The organism is Salininema proteolyticum (genome assembly GCF_042685645.1).
Classification (GTDB): domain Bacteria; phylum Actinomycetota; class Actinomycetes; order Mycobacteriales; family Micromonosporaceae; genus Salininema; species Salininema proteolyticum.
The window spans coordinates 2,672,101-2,690,874 of the sequence record NZ_JBHUNX010000001.1 but is presented as its reverse complement, the minus strand read 5'-3'; the positions used below and the strand labels follow the sequence as shown (position 1 = coordinate 2,690,874).

At 68.4% G+C, this 18,774-nt stretch carries 19 protein-coding genes and 1 tRNA gene; 12 read left to right on the top strand and 8 right to left on the bottom strand.

Annotation, left to right across the window (positions count from 1 at the left end; genetic code table 11):
* Positions 1–81 precede the first annotated feature (81 nt).
* A tRNA-Gly gene (locus tag ACFTE1_RS12535) sits at positions 82–152 on the bottom strand.
* A 373-nt stretch (positions 153–525) separates the two neighbouring features.
* Between ACFTE1_RS12535 and tig the strand changes: the two genes are divergently transcribed.
* The 4 genes from tig (at position 526) to clpX (ending at position 5,024) form a co-directional block, all read left to right on the top strand.
* Positions 526–1,890, top strand: coding sequence for a trigger factor (tig, locus tag ACFTE1_RS12530; protein ID WP_380622786.1), 1,365 nt, complete (start codon positions 526–528; stop codon positions 1,888–1,890).
* Positions 1,891–2,136: 246 nt separating this feature from the next.
* Positions 2,137–2,748 carry an ATP-dependent Clp protease proteolytic subunit gene (locus tag ACFTE1_RS12525; protein ID WP_380622788.1) on the top strand — a complete coding sequence of 204 codons (612 nt, stop codon included), beginning with the start codon at positions 2,137–2,139 and terminating at the stop codon, positions 2,746–2,748.
* A gap of 26 nt (positions 2,749–2,774) precedes the next feature.
* The gene (locus ACFTE1_RS12520; RefSeq protein WP_380623116.1) at positions 2,775–3,404 is read left to right on the top strand and encodes an ATP-dependent Clp protease proteolytic subunit; all 630 of its coding nucleotides are present in this window, start codon (positions 2,775–2,777) and stop codon (positions 3,402–3,404) included.
* A 324-nt stretch (positions 3,405–3,728) separates the two neighbouring features.
* Complete coding sequence (gene clpX / locus ACFTE1_RS12515; protein ID WP_380623118.1) at positions 3,729–5,024, top strand: ATP-dependent Clp protease ATP-binding subunit ClpX; 1,296 nt, start codon at positions 3,729–3,731, stop codon at positions 5,022–5,024.
* Positions 5,025–5,193: 169 nt separating this feature from the next.
* On the opposite strand, the gene ACFTE1_RS12510 is transcribed toward clpX, so the two are convergent.
* The gene (locus tag ACFTE1_RS12510; protein WP_380622790.1) at positions 5,194–5,511 is read right to left on the bottom strand and encodes a PLD nuclease N-terminal domain-containing protein; all 318 of its coding nucleotides are present in this window, start codon (positions 5,509–5,511) and stop codon (positions 5,194–5,196) included.
* A 222-nt stretch (positions 5,512–5,733) separates the two neighbouring features.
* Here ACFTE1_RS12510 and ACFTE1_RS12505 point away from each other — a divergent pair, with 222 nt between their 5' ends.
* The 3 genes from ACFTE1_RS12505 to ACFTE1_RS12495 all read left to right on the top strand — a co-directional run bounded on the left by ACFTE1_RS12505 (position 5,734) and on the right by ACFTE1_RS12495 (position 8,236).
* Positions 5,734–6,510: an electron transfer flavoprotein subunit beta/FixA family protein gene (locus tag ACFTE1_RS12505; RefSeq protein WP_380622792.1), complete on the top strand. Its 777-nt coding sequence runs from the start codon at positions 5,734–5,736 to the stop codon at positions 6,508–6,510.
* 9 nt (positions 6,511–6,519) lie between these two features.
* Positions 6,520–7,449 (top strand): electron transfer flavoprotein subunit alpha/FixB family protein, encoded by a 930-nt coding sequence (locus ACFTE1_RS12500; protein WP_380622794.1) that lies wholly within the window; start codon positions 6,520–6,522, stop codon positions 7,447–7,449.
* A 181-nt stretch (positions 7,450–7,630) separates the two neighbouring features.
* Complete coding sequence (locus tag ACFTE1_RS12495) at positions 7,631–8,236, top strand: biotin transporter BioY (RefSeq protein ID WP_380622796.1); 606 nt, start codon at positions 7,631–7,633, stop codon at positions 8,234–8,236.
* A 74-nt stretch (positions 8,237–8,310) separates the two neighbouring features.
* On the opposite strand, the gene ACFTE1_RS12490 is transcribed toward ACFTE1_RS12495, so the two are convergent.
* Together ACFTE1_RS12490 and ACFTE1_RS12485 are read right to left on the bottom strand one after the other, a co-directional pair.
* The gene (locus ACFTE1_RS12490) at positions 8,311–8,754 is read right to left on the bottom strand and encodes a PH domain-containing protein (RefSeq protein WP_380622798.1); all 444 of its coding nucleotides are present in this window, start codon (positions 8,752–8,754) and stop codon (positions 8,311–8,313) included.
* 73 nt (positions 8,755–8,827) lie between these two features.
* Entirely contained in the window at positions 8,828–9,499 is a 672-nt protein-coding gene (locus ACFTE1_RS12485; RefSeq protein ID WP_380622800.1) for a DUF3159 domain-containing protein, read from the bottom strand.
* Between the two features lie 115 nt (positions 9,500–9,614).
* Between ACFTE1_RS12485 and ACFTE1_RS12480 the strand changes: the two genes are divergently transcribed.
* The 5 genes from ACFTE1_RS12480 (at position 9,615) to ACFTE1_RS12460 (ending at position 13,903) form a co-directional block, all read left to right on the top strand.
* On the top strand, positions 9,615–10,625 hold the full coding sequence (locus ACFTE1_RS12480; protein WP_380622802.1) for a DUF6301 family protein: 1,011 nt from the start codon (positions 9,615–9,617) through the stop codon (positions 10,623–10,625).
* A 35-nt stretch (positions 10,626–10,660) separates the two neighbouring features.
* The gene (locus ACFTE1_RS12475) at positions 10,661–11,671 is read left to right on the top strand and encodes a threonine aldolase family protein (RefSeq protein ID WP_380622804.1); all 1,011 of its coding nucleotides are present in this window, start codon (positions 10,661–10,663) and stop codon (positions 11,669–11,671) included.
* Between the two features lie 105 nt (positions 11,672–11,776).
* Positions 11,777–11,986 carry a (2Fe-2S)-binding protein gene (locus tag ACFTE1_RS12470; RefSeq protein WP_380622806.1) on the top strand — a complete coding sequence of 70 codons (210 nt, stop codon included), beginning with the start codon at positions 11,777–11,779 and terminating at the stop codon, positions 11,984–11,986.
* 127 nt (positions 11,987–12,113) lie between these two features.
* On the top strand, positions 12,114–12,611 hold the full coding sequence (bfr, locus tag ACFTE1_RS12465) for a bacterioferritin (protein WP_380622808.1): 498 nt from the start codon (positions 12,114–12,116) through the stop codon (positions 12,609–12,611).
* 146 nt (positions 12,612–12,757) lie between these two features.
* Entirely contained in the window at positions 12,758–13,903 is a 1,146-nt protein-coding gene (locus ACFTE1_RS12460) for an outer membrane protein assembly factor BamB family protein (RefSeq protein ID WP_380622810.1), read from the top strand.
* 48 nt (positions 13,904–13,951) lie between these two features.
* On the opposite strand, the gene cimA is transcribed toward ACFTE1_RS12460, so the two are convergent.
* The 4 genes from cimA to ACFTE1_RS12440 all read right to left on the bottom strand — a co-directional run bounded on the left by cimA (position 13,952) and on the right by ACFTE1_RS12440 (position 18,725).
* A complete protein-coding gene (gene cimA, locus ACFTE1_RS12455) occupies positions 13,952–15,589 on the bottom strand; it encodes a citramalate synthase (RefSeq protein ID WP_380622812.1) in 1,638 nt (545 codons plus the stop codon).
* A 329-nt stretch (positions 15,590–15,918) separates the two neighbouring features.
* The gene (locus tag ACFTE1_RS12450) at positions 15,919–16,617 is read right to left on the bottom strand and encodes a hypothetical protein (RefSeq protein WP_380622813.1); all 699 of its coding nucleotides are present in this window, start codon (positions 16,615–16,617) and stop codon (positions 15,919–15,921) included.
* 148 nt (positions 16,618–16,765) lie between these two features.
* Positions 16,766–17,296 carry a hypothetical protein gene (locus ACFTE1_RS12445; protein WP_380622815.1) on the bottom strand — a complete coding sequence of 177 codons (531 nt, stop codon included), beginning with the start codon at positions 17,294–17,296 and terminating at the stop codon, positions 16,766–16,768.
* 136 nt (positions 17,297–17,432) lie between these two features.
* Positions 17,433–18,725, bottom strand: coding sequence for a D-arabinono-1,4-lactone oxidase (locus tag ACFTE1_RS12440; RefSeq protein WP_380622817.1), 1,293 nt, complete (start codon positions 18,723–18,725; stop codon positions 17,433–17,435).
* Positions 18,726–18,774: the final 49 nt, after the last annotated feature.

Sequence of the window (18,774 nt, the reverse complement as noted above, 5' to 3'; positions counted from 1 at the left end):
GGAAACGGCGGGCCGGGGCCGATACGGGGAACGCTTGTCGCGCAAAGAAAAAGGCCCGGTCGCGGGGACCGGGCCTGTCGGAGCGGGCGACGAGAATCGAACTCGCGTCATCAGTTTGGAAGACTGAGGCTTTACCATTAAGCTACGCCCGCACACCACTGTGCGTCGTGGACGTTGACCATATTAGCGTGCCCGCTCGGGGGATGTCGAACGGGGTCGCCCCTATCTCGTGGCTCACACCGCCGACGGGCGGTCCCGGGAGGTCGCGGACTGTGAGCCACAAGCGTCCGGACGGCGGGAGACGGGCCAGTGGAGGGGCAGAGCGTTAAATTGGTCGAAGAGCGTTCGGGCGGTCACGGTATCCGTCCGTGAGACCGCACCGCGCCGTCCCGCCGGTGCGCGAGTTATGCCACACCGCGGCGGACATGCCGAGAGGTAGGGCCTACACTCGTACTTCGGGGTGGTCTAGTGGTGAAGCCACCCTCTGGAATCCCGACTGACGTCATTGATATTAGGAGTACGCCTGTGAAAAGTACCGTCGAGACCCTGAATCCGACCAGGGTACGGCTAACGGTGGAAGTGCCTTTCGAAGACCTGGCACCCTTCATCAACGAGGCGTACAAGCAGGTTGGCCAGCAGGTTCGCGTCCCCGGCTTCCGCCCGGGCAAGGCCCCTCGCGCGGTCATCGACCAGCGCGTCGGCCGTGAGTCGGTCTACGCCCAGGCGATGGACCCCGCCGTCCAGGCCAACCTCACCAAGGCCGTGAGCGAGAACGAGCTCAACCTCCTGGGCCGCCCGGACCTGGTCGACGTCAAGCCGATCGAGGCCGACAAGCCCTTCGAGTTCACCGTCGAGACCGACGTCGCGCCCGAGTACGACCTGCCGGAGTTCTCCGAGCTCAAGGTCGAGGTCGAGTCCGGCAAGGTCACCGAGGAGTCGATCGACGCCGACCTGGAGCAGCAGCGCCTGCGCTTCTCCAGCCTCAAGACCGTCGAGCGCGCCGCGGCCGAGGGCGACTTCGTCGTCATCGACCTGACGGCCACCCGCGACGGCGAGGAGGTCGAGGGCGGCTCGGTCACCGGCATGAGCCACGAGGTCGGATCCGGCAACCTGCTCGACGGCCTGGACGAGGCCCTCGTCGGCATGAGCGCCGGCGACGAGAAGCGCATCCAGTCCAGCCTGGTCTCCGGCGACTCCGCCGGCGAGGAGGCCGACATCGACATCAAGGTCGAGAAGGTCAAGGAGCGCGAGCTTCCGGAGCTGGACGACGAGTTCGCCGAGATGAGCGCTTCGGTCGACACGCTGGACGAGCTGCGCGAGGACACCCGCAAGCGCCTCGAGGGCCAGGCCCAGAACGACATCCGCACCGAGGCTCGCGAGAAGGTCCTCGACGCGCTCCTGGAGGCCGTGGACATCCCGCTGCCGGAGGGCACCGTGGAGTCCGAGGTGGAGCACACCAAGAGCCACCTCGGCGAGCAGGTCGCCCCGATGGGCGGCATGGACGCTTACCTGGAGCAGATCGGCAAGTCCGCCGAGGAGTTCGAGGCCGACCTCCGCAAGGACGTCGAGCAGAACCTCAAGCAGTCGATCATCCTGGGCCGCATCGCCAACGAGAAGGAGGTCGAGCCGAACAGCGACCTGCTGCTGGGCGAGGCCGCCCGCATGGCGCAGATGAGCGGCGTTCCGCAGGAGCAGTTCCCGCAGTTCATCGAGCAGCTGCGCTCGAACGGCCAGCTGCAGCAGATCGCCGTCCAGACCCGCCAGAAGATGGCGCTGGAGGAGGTCCTCGGCGAGGCCTCCGTGGTCGACGCCGACGGCAACACCCTCGACCGCGTCGCCCTGTTCGGCGAGGAGCCGAAGGGTGAGGACGAGGAGAAGGGCGAGGAGTAGACCTCCCCACCGACTCGGGGCCGCGTCCGCTTGGGCGCGGCCCTTTCTCGTATCCGCGCGCCGCCGGAGCCCTGCGGGGCGCGCGGTCTCTCTGGGCCCGCCCCAACGGAGGAGCCCGGGGAGGGCCGCTATTCCATGCTCCGCTGGGAGCGAACAGGGGCCCGATCGGCGACCGCCCGGGCCGTTCGCGGGATAAGGTCTATAACAGCTAAGCGCAGGGTCTGATTCGAAACAGAGAGGACGATGATGGCGGAAAACAATCCATTCCTGCCGACCAGTCGGCGAGGAGGGAACGGTGCGAGCGCCGGACTCGACGACATGGTATACGACCGCCTGCTCAAGGAGCGGGTGATCTTCCTCGGCAGCGAGGTGACCTCTGAGGTGGCCAACCGCCTGAGCGCCCAGCTCCTGCTGCTGGAGGCCGAGGACCCGGAGCGGGACATCAAGCTCTACATCAACTCGCCGGGCGGTTCGGTATACGACGGCATGGCCATCTACGACACCATGCAGTACATCAAGAACGACGTGATCACGGTGGGCATGGGCATGGCCGCGTCGATGGGCCAGCTGCTGCTGTGCGCCGGCGCGTCGGGCAAGCGCTTCGCCCTGCCGCACGCGAAGGTCATGATGCACCAGCCCTCGGGCGGCATCGGCGGCACGGCTTCGGACGTGGCGATCCTGGCCGAGCAGATGATGTACACCAAGACCATGTTCCTGAACCTGATCTCGGAGCACACCGGACAGACGGTGGAGACCATCGAGAAGGACTCCGACCGCGACCGCTGGTTCACCGCCGAGCAGGCCAAGGAATACGGATTCATCGACCACGTGGTCGAGCGCGTCACGGACGCTGGTTAGTTCAGAAAGGAAGAGCAGAAGTGGAAATGCAGTTCCCCGGCTCCTACCGGCCCGAGGCCCGCTACATCGTCCCCTCGTTCACCGAGAAGACCTCGTACGGCGTCAAGGAGATGAACCCGTACAACAAGATGTTCGAGGACCGGATCATCTTCCTCGGGTCCCCCGTGGACGACACCTCGGCCAACGACATCATGAGCCAGTTGATCGTGCTGGAGGGCAACGACCCCGAGCGCGACATCATCATGTACATCAACTCGCCCGGCGGGTCGCTGACGGCCCTGACGGCCATCTACGACACGATGCAGTACGTGCGCCCCGACATCCAGACCGTCTGCATGGGACAGGCCGCCTCGGCCGCCGCCGTGCTGCTGGCCGCCGGCACGCCGGGCAAGCGCACCGCGCTTCCCAACTCGCGTGTCATCATCCACCAGCCGGCCACCGAGGGCACCTTCGGCCAGGCCTCCGACATGGAGATCCAGGCCCGCGAGATCGTCCGCATGCGCGAGCAGCTGGAGCAGATCCTCTCCAAGCACACCGGGCAAGACGTGGAGAAGGTGCGCAAGGACATCGAGCGCGACAAGATCTTCACCGCCGACGAGGCCGTGGAGTACGGCCTGGTGGACAACGTCCTCGCCTACCGCAAGAAGAACGCCTGAGTCCGGTTCGGACTCGATTTCGCGCGGAGGGCTTCGGCGGAGCCAGTTCGAGAGGGCGGCCGGACCGGCCGCCCTCTCGGCGTATCAGCGCTGGTCGCGGACTCCATAGGGTGGAATGCGTTTCGCTTGTCGCAGTGAGGCGGTACTCTGGTCCACGGCACCGCCCGGCGTCCGGTCTGGTCCATTTCGGGACCGGGTTTGGCATTGCGGCGGAGTTTGCGAAATAATGAGAAGCGCGCCCGGCGGCCCGGCCGGCGCGCCGGGGGTTCGCCCGAGAACGCTTGAGGCTGTTTAGGACTGCACAGGAACAGGAGCGCGGCAATGGTGGCACGTCTGGGACAGGACGACGTTCTGAAATGCTCCTTCTGCGGTAAGACCCAGCGGCAGGTGGGGCGGCTGATCGCGGGGCCCAACGTCTACATCTGCGTCGAGTGCATCGACTTGTGCAACGAGATCATCGAGGAGGAGCTCATCGAGGACGCCGAGGCGGCCCTCTCCGAGCTCCCCAAGCCCAAGGAGATCGTCGACTTCCTGGACGGCTACGTGGTCGGGCAGGACAAGGCGAAGCGGACGCTCGCCGTGGCCGTCTACAACCACTACAAGCGCATCCAGGTCGACCAGTCGGCGACCTCGAGCCTGCGCGACGAGGTGGAGCTGCAGAAGTCCAACATCCTCATGGTCGGCCCGACCGGTTCGGGCAAGACCCATCTGGCGCAGACTCTGGCGCGGATGCTGGACGTCCCCTTCGCCATCGCCGACGCCACGACGCTCACCGAGGCCGGCTATGTCGGCGACGACGTCGAGAACATCCTCCTGAAGCTCATCCAGGCCGCCGACTTCGACCTCAAGCGGGCCGAGACGGGCATCCTCTACATCGACGAGATCGACAAGGTGGGCCGGAAGGCCCCCAACCCGTCGATCACCCGCGACGTCTCGGGCGAGGGCGTGCAGCAGTCGCTGCTGAAGATCCTCGAGGGGACGGTCGCCTCCGTTCCGCCGCAGGGCGGACGCAAGCATCCCCAGACCGAGCACTACCAGATCGACACGACCAACGTCCTGTTCATCTGCGGCGGCGCCTTCGACGGCCTCGACGAGTTCGTCGAGCAGCGCCTCGGGCGCCGGACCGTCGGCTTCACCTCCGAGGTGGAGGAGGAGCGCCCCTTCCAGGACTCCGGCCCGATGCCGGAGGACCTCTTGAAGTACGGCCTGATCCCCGAGATCGTCGGCAGGCTCCCGGTGCTGGCCTCCGTCGAGGAGCTCGACGAGGAGGCCCTCCTGCGAATCCTCTCCGAACCCAAGAACGCCCTGGTCAAGCAGTATCAGCGCCTGTTCGAGCTGGACGGCGTGGAGCTGGAGTTCGAGGAGGGCGCGCTGGAGCCGATCGTGGAGCAGGCGCAACTGCGCGGCACCGGCGCGCGGGGTCTGCGGGCCATCCTAGAAGAGGTCCTGCAGCCGATGATGTTCGAGATCCCCTCGCGCACCGAGGACATCGAGAAGGTCAAGATCACCTCCGACGTGGTGCGCCGCAATGTCAGTCCTACTCTCGTCCCCCGTTCGGAGAAGGCCGCGCGGCTGCGCCGGCAGGGCGGCGGCCGACACGACAAGAGGGCGACCGCCTAGACGGCGCCGGGCGCGCCCGGCGAACTCCGGCGATACTCTGACTCCGCGTGCGTTCGCGCGGCGTTCTGTCGGTGACGGTGCCGCCCGGTTCGGTGCCTCTGATTCCGCACGCGCCCGCGGGGCGTGTTCCGCGGCCGCGCGGTGAATCCCGTCGGGCGGCTTCCTCTCGTCAGTCGTCGCGCTTCTTGTCGTCGCGGTCGCGCAGGCGCTTGTCGAGGTCCCTGAGGAAGTCCGGGTCGTCGTCGGGGGCGATGGGGCCCGTGGAGCCTCCCTGGGGACGTGCGGGGCCTCCGGGGCCCTCGGGCTTGGCGGGGCGCCCGAGCCAGAACCACAGGATCGCCCCGGCGATCGGGAGCAGGAGGATGACGGCGCTCCAGGCGCCCTTTCCGAGCCGCCGCGGATCCTCCTCGCTGCCCAGGCAGTCGGCGAGAGCGGCGATCACCAGGGCGAGGTAGGCGAGGAACGTGAAAATCAAGACTCGGACCATGACTCAATTGTGCCTTGCTGTCGGGAACGGTGAGAAACGACCCACCGGTATTACCGGTTGGTAACTTAGCGATGTATAGTGGCGTCCAAGACACCGGTTCAAGGTCACTGCGACCTCCGCGACAGGAGTAGTGGACCCTTGAACCACCGCCGTAGACGTCGGGGCCCCTGGTCCGGCGTTTGGGCAATGCAGGCCAGACCATAGATAGTGGAGGTTGCGCCGATGGACATTGTGGTCCTGGTAAAACAGGTACCCGACTCCGGGCTTGAGAGAAACCTGAACGCCGAGAAGCGGGTCGACCGCGACGGTTCCAACAACGTCATGGGAGAGCTGGACGAGTACGCCGTCGAGGCCGCTCTGCAGCTCAAAGAACAGCACGATGGCACGGTCACCGTCCTCACCGTGGGACCCGACCAGGCCACCGAGACCATCCGCAAGGTCCTCGCCATGGGCGCCGACCAGGCGGTCCACGTCAGCGACGAGGCCGTCGCCGGTTCGGACGCCCTGGCCACCGCCCAGATCCTCGCCGCCGCCCTCGGCCGCGCGAACTGGGACCTGGTCCTCGCCGGCGCCGAGTCCACCGACTCGGGCATGGGCGTCATGACGCACCTGCTGAGTGCGCACACCGGCGCCGCGGCCCTCACCGGGGCCCGCAAGATCGAGATCGACGGATCCACCGTGACCGTCGAGCACCAGAAGGACAACGGCTACTCCAAGCTGCAGGCGCAGCTGCCGGCCATCGTCTCGGTGTGGGACACGATCAACACTCCGCGCTACCCGTCGCTCAAGGGCATCATGGCGGCCAAGCGCAAGAAGATCGAGGTCCTCTCGCTGTCCGACCTGGGCGTGGACGCCTCCGCCGTGGGAGCGGCCGGAGCCTCCACCGAGGTCCTGACCGTCGAGTCCCGTCCGGAGCGCAGCGCCGGAACGATCGTCACCGACGAGGGCGAGGGCGGCCGTTCCCTCGCCGAGTTCCTTGCCAGCGAGAAGTTCATCTAGGAGCGCGCCATGTCCCAGATTCTTGTCTACGTTCCCGACAATTCCCGCCACTCCGCCGAGGTCCTCACCCTGGCCCGCGGACTGGGCGAGGTGGCCGCCGCCGCGTTCGGCGACGAGGCGGCCTCCCTGGCCGCCGAGTACGGTGCCGCCTCGCTGTACAAGGTCGACGCCGACGGCCTCGACGACTACTTCGTGGCCCCCAAGGCCGAGGCCCTGGCCTCGATCGCCGAGGGCAAGGAGTGGCAGGCCGTCCTGGTGCCCAGCACCGACGAGGGCAAGGCCGTCGCGGCCCGCCTCGCCGTCAAGCTCGGCACCGGCTTCCTGACCGACGTCAGCGCCCTCGACGGCGAAGGCGTCGGCACCCAGGAGATCTTCGCCGGCTCCCGCATCGTCACCTCCAAGGTGGCCAAGGGCGTCACCGTGGCGACGGTCAAGGCCGGATCGGTCGCGGCCGAGGCCGCCCCGTCCGAGCCGGCCGCCGAGGCCGTCGACTACACCGTCGGCGACGACGCGAAGAAGGTCGCCGTCCTGGAGACGGTCGAGGAGCCCCCGGGGGACCGCCCGGGCCTGACCGAGGCCGACATTGTCGTCTCCGGCGGCCGCGGCGTGGGCTCGGCCGAGAACTTCTCGCTCATCGAGAAGGTCGCCGACGCGTTCGGCGGCGCCGTGGGCGCCTCGCGCGCCGCGGTGGACTCCGGCTACTACCCGCACAAGTTCCAGGTCGGCCAGACCGGCACGACGGTCAGCCCGCAGCTGTACGTCGCGGCCGGCATCTCCGGCGCGATCCAGCACCGCGCGGGCATGCAGACCTCGAAGACGATCGTGGCCGTCAACAAGGACTCCGACGCGCCCATCTTCTCGATGGCCGACTACGGGGTCGTGGGCGACCTGTTCAACGTCCTGCCGCAGCTGCTCGAGGAAGTCGAGAAGCGCAAGTAGGGCTTGAAGGAAGACCGCTGCGACGGGCCGGGGCACCGCCCCGGCCCGTCGGTCATGCGGGGTCCGGTTCTGTGGCGCCTGTCCGAACGGCGGGGGACGCGGGAACGGGCCGCCGGAGGCATGAGTTACCCTCGAGTCACTGTTTTGTAGACTTCGGCAAAAGACTTTGGAGGAACTCCACATGGCCGTTCTTGCCGCCGACACCCGGTCCCACGTCCTGGCCGACCTGATCCCCGCGGTCGACGGGCGCGTCAAGACCGCCGCCCGCGAGTCCGCCCTGGCGCTCGCCGGAGCGGGATTCGTCGGCCTCACCGCGCTCATCTCCTTCACGATCCCGGTCGTCAGCCCGGTTCCGTTCACCCTCCAGACCTTCGGAGTCCTCCTGGTCGGCACCGCCTTCGGGCCCGTGCGCGCCCTGGCGGCGATGGCGCTGTACATGGTCGCCGGAGTGGCCGGAATGCCGTGGTTCGCGGAAGGGGCCTCCGGCGCGGCCGGAGCGACCTTCGGATACGTGCTGGCCTTCCTCGCGGCCGCCCCGCTGGCCGGCCACCTGGCCCGCCGCGGCTGGGACCGCAGCGTCCGCGGCACCGTCGGCCTGATGGTCCTCGGCAACGTCGTCATGTACGCCATCGGAGCCTCCTACCTGGCCGTGGCGCTGGGCCTGACCGCCTCGGAGGCGCTGGGAGCCGGCGTCCTGCCCTTCCTGGCCGGAGACGCCGTCAAGATCGCCTTCGCCGCCGGGCTGCTGCCCGCCGCCTGGTGGACGGTCAAGAAGATCAAGGGCTGAGCCCGAGAACGCGAGAAGGGCCCGCCCGGTGGCGCACACCGGGCGGGCCCTTCGCCGTGAGAATGAGGTCCGGCCTAGGACTCGGAACCGCCCGACGCGGGCGAGTCGGCCATCTCCTGCCCGCCGACCTCGATCACCTGCGGGAGGGAAGCGGCGCGCATCGGCTTGAGCGAGACCTGCGACTGGTCGGAGAGGATGGCCTGCACCCCGTCGCGGTCGGTCGCGAAACCGTCGATCGATCTCCACGGAAGCCGGCGGCCGCCGAACAGCCCCTTGACGGTGATGCCCTCGGCATCGACGTCCACGCCGGAGTTCCACGCCCAGTAGGCGATGACCAGCGGCACGCCGAGGACCACCACGCCCAGCGGGATCGTCCCCCACTTCCAGGCCGAGTCCACGAGGAAAAGGCCGATGCCCAGCGGCCAGGCGCACAGCCAGGCCATCATGGCCGTGGCCGTCAGAGTGCCGGGGCGGCGGATCTTCAGTCGGGCGGAGCTCGCCGGGGCTTTGACAGACATACCATGATCCTGACATACGCCGTGAACAGCGCCGATCCAACCGGCTCCGATGTGGCCCGGAGCGGGCCGACCCCTAAAAGTCCCCGGACGCGGCGCGGGGGTGCCGGATGCCCGGATGGTCCTCGGGCAGCACGGCCTTGATGATCCAGCCGGACCCCACCAGGCAGAGGGCGAGCAGCGGCCAGGAGAGCAGGACTTGGAAGAACCCGCCCCACAGCAGTCCCACGGCCGCGTCGTCGGTCGACCAGAACGGAGTCAGAATGATCACCCGCACCGTGTACATCGCCACCCACAGCCAAGAGGCGCAGGCGTAGGCGCGGACCAGGTCGGGATCCCGGCGCCACCGCGTCTTCTGCCCGAGCACGGCCCCGACGACGAGCCCCAGGAGTGGACGGCGGAAGACGATGAACCCCGCCCACACCAGCGCGCTCGCGGCATTGGACAGGATGCGCGGCAACAGGATGTCGGTCGGGTTGTCCGTGTAGAAGACGATCATCGCCGCCACCACGACGCTCAGGAGCCCGAGGACGACCGCCCGCGGCCTCCCGCCGCGCAGCAGCCGCCACACCGCGATCGCCAAGGCCGCCACCAGGGCCGAAGCCGTCGCCCAAGCGATGGATTCGCCGGCGGCGAACCAGGCGGCTATGAAGATCACCAAAGGAGCGCAGGCGTCGAACGCGCCCCGCTTGCCACCTAGTAGGCTAATAAGCGTGTCTTGCTGCACAGCTCTGCTCTCGCCGGCCACGCGTTCTCCTTCGGGCATTGCGGGGGATAAGTGAGGTAAGGCTACGCTAAGAAGTATATCCTGGGGGGACTCGCTACTCCCCAGTGAAATCTAGCACCACTAGACGGGACTCCGCATGCTCGGTACACATCGGATCAGCGATTACCAGCTCGTCGATCTGCTCCGCCGCGCCCGTCAGACCGACTTCGGGCGGTGGACCAAACCCGACCTCCACCGAGCGCTCCAGAACCTGGGCTGGAACCCGAGGACCACGGAAGTCGACATCGGGATGTGGCGGGCAGAGACCGACTACGAGACGGGCCAGGCGATCATCGACACCTTCCCGGCGGGAATGGCCTCGCCGACCGGCGCCGAGTTCTGCTCCATCGAGGTGATGGTCCTCCGCTCCGCCGAGAGGGGCCGCCAGGGCGAACAGCACCGGACCCAGATCTTCAAGGAGTCGCTGCGCCTGCTCGTCCACGAGCTGGGCCAGCCCGAGGTCCGCGGAGGGGACGGCGGGCCGTGGGTCCGCTGGTACCGCGACGACCTCGTCTTCGAACTGCACCTCAAGCGGTTCCACGGCGGCGTCATGCTGCGGCTGCTCTCCCCGGACGACTCCGAGCACCTGAACGCCTTCAACATCCGCCGCGGCGACGTCTCCGGATGGTCGGCCTTCTCCAAGGCCTGGGAACACCCCATGGAGCCGTCCGTCACCGACTTCGACGAGTTCACCGACCGCCTGGGCGTCCTCATGACCGACCTGGCCGCCGACGCCGCCGTCTTCGAGACCGGCGGCTCGGTAGTCCTGCGCACCAACGACTGGTCGGCCCGTTACGTGGCCGCCACCGTCGACGACCACCTCCAGGTGGAGGCCTCCGCGGCCGTCGGGACGACCTGGCGCAACGCCTACGCGCAGCTGCCGGCCCTCGGCTTCCGCGCTCCGGCGGGGCCGGTGCCCACCTGGAACCGCGTCTACGCCAAGTCCGACCGGACGAACACGGCCCAGGCCGCGCACATGATGGTCGACGCGCTGCGGGCCTTCGGGATCGGCGACCTCTTCGACATCGTCTACGAGGGCTTCACCCGCGACGGCGAGCGGATGTACCTGCCGGTCCTGGGGATCGGCAACGGCTTCACCGCCTACTGAGGCGGGTCTCCCCGCCGCTCGGCTAGGCTGTCGTCATGCAGGTTGATCTACGCTCTGACACAGTGACCCGCCCGAACCCCGAGATGCTGGGCGCCATGTCCCACGCGGAGGTGGGCGACGACGTCTTCGGCGACGACCCGACCGTCAACGAACTGGAACGCCGAGTCGCGGAGCTGTTCGGCTTCGACGCGGCCGTTTTCACCCCGACCGGCAGCATGGCCAACCAGATCGCCCTCCAGCTCTCCGCCTCCCCGGGCGAGGAGATCCTGGCCGAGACCCGGGCCCACGTGGTGAACAACGAGGTCGGTGCGCTCGCGGCCTACGGGGGCGTCTCCAGCCGCACGTTCTGGTCCGAGGGCGGCCGGGTGAACGCCGAGGAGGTCGCCTCCCTGGTCAACGGTCCCGGCGCCTACGCCACTCCGACGGCGGTGATCGCCGTGGAGAACACGCACAACGCCGCCGGCGGCACGGTGCAGCAACTGGGCGAGGTCGAGAGGCTGGGGCGGCTGGCGCACGAGCGCGGGGTCGCGCTCCACATGGACGGGGCGCGGATCTGGAACGCCCGGGCGGCGACGAACATCGGTTTCCGCAAGTGGGCGGAGCCGGTGGACACTCTGTCGGTCTGCCTGTCCAAGGGGCTCGGCGCCCCGGCGGGCTCGCTCGTGCTGTGCTCGGCGGAGAAGGAGGCCAGGGCGCGCACGGTCCGCAAGAGGATGGGCGGCACGATGCGCCAGTCCGGCTACCTGGCGGCCGCCGGCCTCTATGCCCTGGACCACAATCTCGCCCGCCTGTGGCAGGACCACGCCCGGGCCCGGTTCCTGGCCGACGAACTGGCCGCCTACGGCGTCTGCGAGCCCGAAGAGGTGGAGACCAACATCCTCATGCTCACCGGCGAGGGTATGGACCGCATTGCGGCGCAGGCGGAGGAGCGGGGCGTGCGCTTCCTGGCCTTCAGCGCGACCCGCGCCCGGCTCATCACGCACCTCGACGTGGACGACGCCGGTATCGAGTACACGGCGAAGGTTCTGTCCGAACTGCTTCGTTAGTCCGTTTTGACAGCGGGGGAGGACTCCGGATACGGTTAGGGGAACCTAAGTAAGTGGAGCCTTAGTCCTCTGGGCCGGCTCCCCGACCCACCCGGAGCTCTCTGAATGTTCGCGTGTATCTGCATGGGCGTCTCCGAGGAGGAGGTGCACGAGTGCGCCGCCTCCGGAGCCGACACCGTCGAGGCCGTGGGCGACGCCTGTGGTGCCGGGACCAGCTGCGGCAACTGCCACAGCCGCCTGCGCGGGATGATCGAGTCCCACTTCGAGCAGAGCGTCCCCGCCCAGGCCGGCCCCGGTGCCCTGGCCTCGGCCTGATTCCCCTTCTCCCTTGCCGTCCTTAGGGAAGGCTGTCTTGATTTAGGGTTTCCTGGCTGGATACCTGTGAGTGGACGCACTATTCTATGGAATAGAAGCGTACTCAAGGTAGTCAGGAGACCACGAAATGTATGGAGACGAGCGCGTCATCGAGTTCCTCAACGATCAGTTGACGGCCGAACTCACCGCCATCAACCAGTACTTCCTCCACGCCAAGCTGCAGGCGCACCGGGGCTGGACGAAGCTGGCCTCCGCCAGCCGCAAGGAGTCCTTCGAGGAGATGACCCACGCCGAGCTGCTGGCCGACAGGATCCTCTGGCTCGACGGCCTCCCGAACTTCCAGCGGCTCTTCCCGCTGCGCATCGGTCAGACCGTCACCGAGATGTACCAGTCCGACCGCGAACTCGAGGCCGAGGCCATCGACCGCCTGCGCGACGGCATCGAGTACATGGAGTCGGCCAAGGACTACACCTCCCGCGACCTGTTCGCCCAGATCCTGAGGGACGAGGAGGAGCACATCGAGCACATCGACACCCAGCTGGAGCTGATAGAGAAGCTCGGCGAGCCGATGTACATCCAAACCCTCATGACCAGCCCGGACGAGCCCCACGACACGAACGTCTGAGACGAGTGGCCGACGGCGCCGCACCGGGAGGGCGGCGCCTTCGCGCGGCGCCGCCGCGAAGGCGAACGGCGCGCCCGCCGCGACACGCGGGCGCGACTCGCCGGACGTCCTGACGTTTTCTCCGGCGGGGGCAGCATCCTCATAGGATGCGACGAATCTTTTCAATGGCGATCCTGGCCGCTTCGCTCGTGCTGGCCTCCGCGCCGGCGGGCGCCTTCGAGGGCGACCTGCCCGAGAAGGGGGCCTCGGTCGACGGAGAGGTCCACGAGGTCGCCTACCACGGCGACACCCTCTACGCGGGCGGCTCCTTCGGGGCGGCCCGGGACGGCGACGGAACCGCGCACCCGCGCGGCAACCTGGCGGCGGTCAACGCGGCGACAGGCGCTCTGGAGGACTTTGCCCCCGACGTCGACGGCACGGTATACGCGGTGGCCGTCGAAGGCGACTGGCTTTACATCGGCGGGGCGTTCCGCAAGGTCGACGGCGCCTACCTCCCCAACCTCGCCCGGTTCGACCTCGCGACGGGCCAGGCGGACAGGTCCTTCTCACCGCGCCCCTCCGCCACGGTCTACAGCCTGGAAACACATGGCGAGACCCTCTATCTGGGCGGTCACTTCGCCAGTGTCGGGGACTTCCAACAGCACGGGCTCGCGGCCGTGCGCACCTCCGACGGGACCCCGGTCGAGGAGTTCGCGCCCAGAGTCGGAAGAGGCTCGGTGCGCGACATCGAAGTGGCCAACGGCCGCGTCTACTTCGCCGGCGGCTTCCTCGGAGTGGACGGGGCGGAGAGCTACGCCGCCCTCGCTGCGGTGGACCCCGCCGACGGATCGCTCTTCATGGACTTCCGCGCCGGAATGTTCGTCCTGATCCGCCAGATCGCCGTCGACGGCGACCGCGTCTACGGAGCCCTCGACGGTCGCGGCGGAGAGGTGCGCGCCTTCGACGCCCGCACCGGCTCGACCCGCTGGTCCGTGCCCGTGGACGGCGGCGTCCAGGCGGTCACGGTCTACAACGGCCTCGTCATCGGCGGGGGACACTTCGACCGCGTCTGCAACAGCAGCCAGTCGGGCCCCAACGGCGAGTGCGTCGACGGGGTCAAGGAGAGGCGGGGCAAGCTCTTCGCCGTCGACACCGACGGAAGGGTCCTCGACTGGAACCCCGGCGCCAACACCCCAATAGGCGTCAACACCCTTCGCACCCAGCCGGACGGGGCGAGCTTCGCCGCCGGAGGCACCTTCACCGCCTTCGGGGGAGGCCGGATGGAGCAGCAGGGCATCGCCGTGTTTCGATAGGGCGGAGAGGGGGCCGTCCCGCGGGACGGCCCCCTCTCAACGTCCGCTCTACCGCAGGCGGTAGGTCAGCGCGTCGATGAGCGCCTGCCAAGAGGCCTCGACGATGTTGTCGTCGACGCCGACCGTCGTCCACTCCTGCTCGCCGTCGTACAGTGTCGTCAGCACGCGCGTGATCGCGTCGGTGCCCGACGCGCCCGCGAGTATGCGGACCTTGTAGTCCGACAGGTTGATCGACCCGAGGGCGGGAAACCGCTCCACCAGGGCCTGGCGCAGGGCCGCGTCCAAGGCGTTGACCGGTCCGCGCGACTGCGCCGTGGTGATGGTGCGCTCGCCGTCCACCTCAAGGCGGACCGTCGCCTCGCAGACCACCGATCCGTCGCTCGTGTGGTCGATGATGACGCGGTAGGACCCGACGGTGAAGGGCCGCACCCGGTTCTTCGACGGCAGCTCCTCGTCCAGCAGCAGCTCGAAGGAGGCGTCGGCGGCTTCGAATGACCAGCCCTGCGCTTCGAGGTCCTTGACCCGCTTGGTGACGCGGTCCAGCACGTCCTTCTGCCCGGAGAGCTCGACGCCCAGCTCGCGGCTCTTCAGCTCGATCGAGGCGCGCCCGGCCATCTCGGTGACGAGGATGCGCATGTCATTGCCCACCAGACGCGGGTCGATGTGGTTGTACAGCGCCGGGTCGGTCTTGATCGCCGAGGCGTGCAGTCCGGCCTTGTGGGCGAACGCCGCGTGTCCCACGTAGGGGGCGTGCTCGTCGGGCTGGAGGTTGGCTATCGAGGCGATGGCGTGCGCGGTGTGGGTCATCTTCTCCAGGCAGCCCTCGGGCAGCACGGGGAGGCCCATCTTGGTCTGCAGCCCGCCTATGACGCTGAAGATGTCGGCGTTGCCGGGCCGCTCGCCGTAGCCGTTGGCGGTGCCCTGGACGTGCATCACCCCGGACTCGACGGCCGTCAGGGAGTTGGCGACCGCGCAGCCGGTGTCGTTCTGCGCGTGGATGCCCAGGCGGATGTCCTCGGGCCTCATGGTGTCGGACAGGCGGCTGCGGAGGTCGCCTATGGCGCGGGCGATGTCCGAGGGCAGCGCCCCGCCGTTGGTGTCGCACAGGATCACCACGTCGGCGCCGGCGTCGAAGGCGGTCTTGACGACCGTCGTCGCGTAGTCGGGGGAGTGGCGGAACCCGTCGAAGAAGTGCTCGCAGTCGATGAGGACCTCTCGTCCGGCCTCGCGGCCGGTCTCCACCGAGTCGCGGACCATGGCGAGGTTCTCGCTCGGGGAGGCCTTGAGAGCGTGGCGGACGTGGCGGATGTCGGACTTGGCGACCAGGCACAGCACCGGGGCGAGCGAGTCGATGAGCGCCTGGAATCCGGGGTCCTCGGCGGCGGTCGTGCCCGCGCGGCGGGTCATTCCGAACGCCACGAGCTTGGCGTGCTTGAAGTTGATCTCTTCGGCGGCCCTGGCGAAGAACTCCGTGTCGGAGGGCAGGGCTCCGGGCCAGCCCCCCTCGATGTGGGTGACGCCCAGGTCGTCGATGAGCCGGGCGACGGCGAGCTTGTCGGCCACGGAATAGCGCAGGCCCTCCATCTGGGCGCCGTCCCGGAGTGTCGTGTCGAAAATATGGAATTCGCTCGGACGTGACGGCGATGCGGTGGGGCCGGCGTCTGGCGTGCTTTGCGAATTGCTCACGGATTGCTCCCGCCTTGGGTGAGCGAGGCGTTCGTCCTCCGGCGCTGCCGGGCCGGGACCTGTGGGCCCCGTCCGGCCTCCGTCGGCCTCCCGCCTCCTGTCGTCTCGGTCTACTTTCCGACTGGTGGTCGAGGTGTTCTCCTGACCCAAACAAAAAGACCTTCCGCAGGGTGCGGAAGGTCTAGCGCGTGTCGGGCTGAGGACTGGTCCTAGCCGTCCGCCACGCGCTTGGCGCACATAATCATTACGTGCCATTGAGTCATGCGAGAATTATGACACCTTGTGTGATGTAAGCCAAGGGCATCCCGTCATGTGGACCGTGCGAAGTGTCACTGAAAGTGCTCGCGTTCGGGACGGCGTGTGGCGATGAACGCGACCGCTCCGACTATGAAGGCCACTACCACGGCAAATATCGGAATTAGGCGGCTCGTTCCCGTGACTGGAAGAGGTGCGGCCGCCGCGGCGGCGGGCTCCGCGTCGGCCTCCTCGGCCGCGTCATCGCGTCCGGAATGTGGGAAGCGGATGCGCCATTCCTCGTCGTGCAGGCCGGTCGCGTCCCGGAGGACGACCTTCCCCTCCGAGCGGACCCCGTCGTCCCCGGGGCCGAGGCGGCGGTCCCGGGAGTCGATGACGCGCAGGTCGACCGGGTCCTTGGTCCAGTCCGGCTCGATCTTCCACGGAGCGGTCTCCCCGCAGTCGTCCAGGCGGGCCGCGGTCTCGTCGCCGCCGACCACGCCCGGAGCGAGGCACAGGGCGGACTCGTCGTGGACGATGCGTTCGACGGTGAAGGAGAGGCCTTCGGCAGTCACGCCCTCGAACCGCCACCGATCGCCTTCCTCGGAGAAGAGGACTCCCTCGTCGCTCCAGGCGATCGGGAGGCCGGGGTGGTCCTTGGGGAAGATCTCGAGTGCGACGCCCTCGGGCACGGGCCCCTCCGGGACCGGGGTCTCGGCGCGGGCGGACCCGGCCGGCGCCGCGAGGAATGCCGCCAGGGCGAACGCGGCGATCCTTCTGATGTGTCTGTCCATGACGGGATTAGATCAAATGAGGCCCGCTCGCTTACGCTAAGTGGGTGCTCCGTCGCCCGGTGCCGGACGGTGCCGGGGCCGTCCGATCGGCGGTGCCGAGGAGGTTCGCGCGGCCTCCTCGGCACCGTGGTGCCTTACGCGCGGCGCCTCACGCCGATTCCGGGGCCCGGACGCGCCACTCCTCTTTGTGCCACCCCTTGGGCTCCTCCAGGATGACCTGGTCTCCGGGGAAGGAGTAGTTCCGCTCGGTCCCGAGGTGCAGGCCGCGGGAATCGATGATCCGGAAGTCGACGGGGTCCTTGTGCCAGTCGACGTGCACGCGCCACGGCTCGGCGTACGCGCAGTACGTCAGGCGCGGTGCGGTGCTGGGGCCGATGCCGGCCGCCGAGGCCAGGCAGCGGCCCGACGAGACGTGGACGATGCGCTCGAGGGTGAACTCGCGTCCGTCCCGCTCGACGCCCTCGAAGCGCCAGAGGCTCGGCCGCTCGTCGAGGACGGCGCCGTTGCCGGACCACCGCAATGGGATGTCGGGATGGTCCTTCAGATATACCTCGACCAACTCGCCCTCGTGGAGGAAGGACGGGTCCCCTACGGGGACGGCCTGGGCGCCTGCGGCCGCCGAGGCTCCGACGAAGGCGGCGAGGGCGGCGCTGGCGATGCTTCTCGTAACTCTGCTCATGGAGGGGATTACATCAAATGAGGAATCCTTGGATACGCTCTGTCCAGTCATTATCGACTCAGAGTGATCATGCGTGAGGATCGGGGGAGCGAAATTCACCCTGTCGCTTCCTTCGGACGGGTGAGGACCCGGCGGTCTACGCGCCCAGGACCTTCTCCAGATACGCGTTGGAGAAGACGCGTTCGGGGTCGCACTCGTCGCGCAGCGCCAGGAAGTCGGGGTGCCGCGGATACTGCTCGGCGAGGTAGCCGGCGTCGCGCGTGTGCATCTTCCCCCAGTGCGGGCGGCCGCCGAACGAGGTGAAGACGTCTTCGGCGCCCGCGAAGAACCTCTCGTGCGGGTTGCGGTGGTACTGGTGCACGGCGAGGTATACGGTGTCGCGCTCGTAGGCCGTCGAGAGCCAGTTGCCGTCGGCGCCCGCAAAGCGGACCTCGAGGGGGAAGGAGACGCCCTCTTCACACCGGTCCACCCACCGCGTCAGCTCGCGGACGGCCGCCCTCGCCTCGCTCCTGGGGAGGGCGTACTCCATCTCGCGGAACACGACCTTGCGGGGCGAGGTGAACACCCGGTGGGACCGGTCGGTGTAGGTGCGGGGGCTGAGGAACTTCGTCGAGAGGCCGTTGATGGCGGGGATCTTCGACTTCCACTTGCTGCCGACCCGGTTGGCGGCGCTGAAGAGGATGTTCTCGGTGAACGACTCGTTCCACCAGTAGTGCAGGGCCGAGGGCGGCTTCGCCGCGCCGTCCCCGACGCGCCGGTTGCGCTTGGTCAGGGTCCTGTCGGTGTTGGGAAACCAGTAGAACTCGAAGTGGTCGGTCTCGTCGCAGAACTCGTCCAGGCGCGAGAGCACCTCGTCGAGGGGGAGCGGCGCCTCGACCGCTTCGAGCCGGAACGCCGGCACGCACTGGAGGGTGACGGACAGGATGACGCCCAGCGCGCCCAGGGACACGACGGCGCCGCGCAGCATCGGGTCGTGTTCGTCGAGCCGGAGGACCTCGCCGGTTCCGGTGAGGATCTCCACGGCCCTCACCTGCGTCGCCAGCCCGCCGAAGCCCGCTCCGGTGCCGTGCGTTCCGGTCGACAGCGCGCCGGTGATCGACTGGCGGTCGATGTCGCCCATGTTCTCCAGCGCTAGGCCGTGCGCGCCGAGGGCCTCGTTGAGGTGCCGCATCTTTATGCCGCCCTCGACGGTGGCGCGACCCGTCTCGCGGTCGACGCTCACCACCCGGTCGAGGAGGGACAGGTCCACCGCCAGGTCCACCGGCTCTCCCACGGCGCTGAAGGAGTGGCCGCTTCCGAGCGGGCGGATCCGGCGTCCGGCCGCGATCGCCTCCGCGGCCAGTGCCGTGAGCTCGTCCCTGGTTGCCGGGCGGGCGATCTCGACATCGTCGGCCGTCGCGGTGGACGCCCAATTCGACCAGTGCGCCATGGCGGTGTACCCCCGAGTAATACGAAGTCAATGTGAGTAGCACTATAGT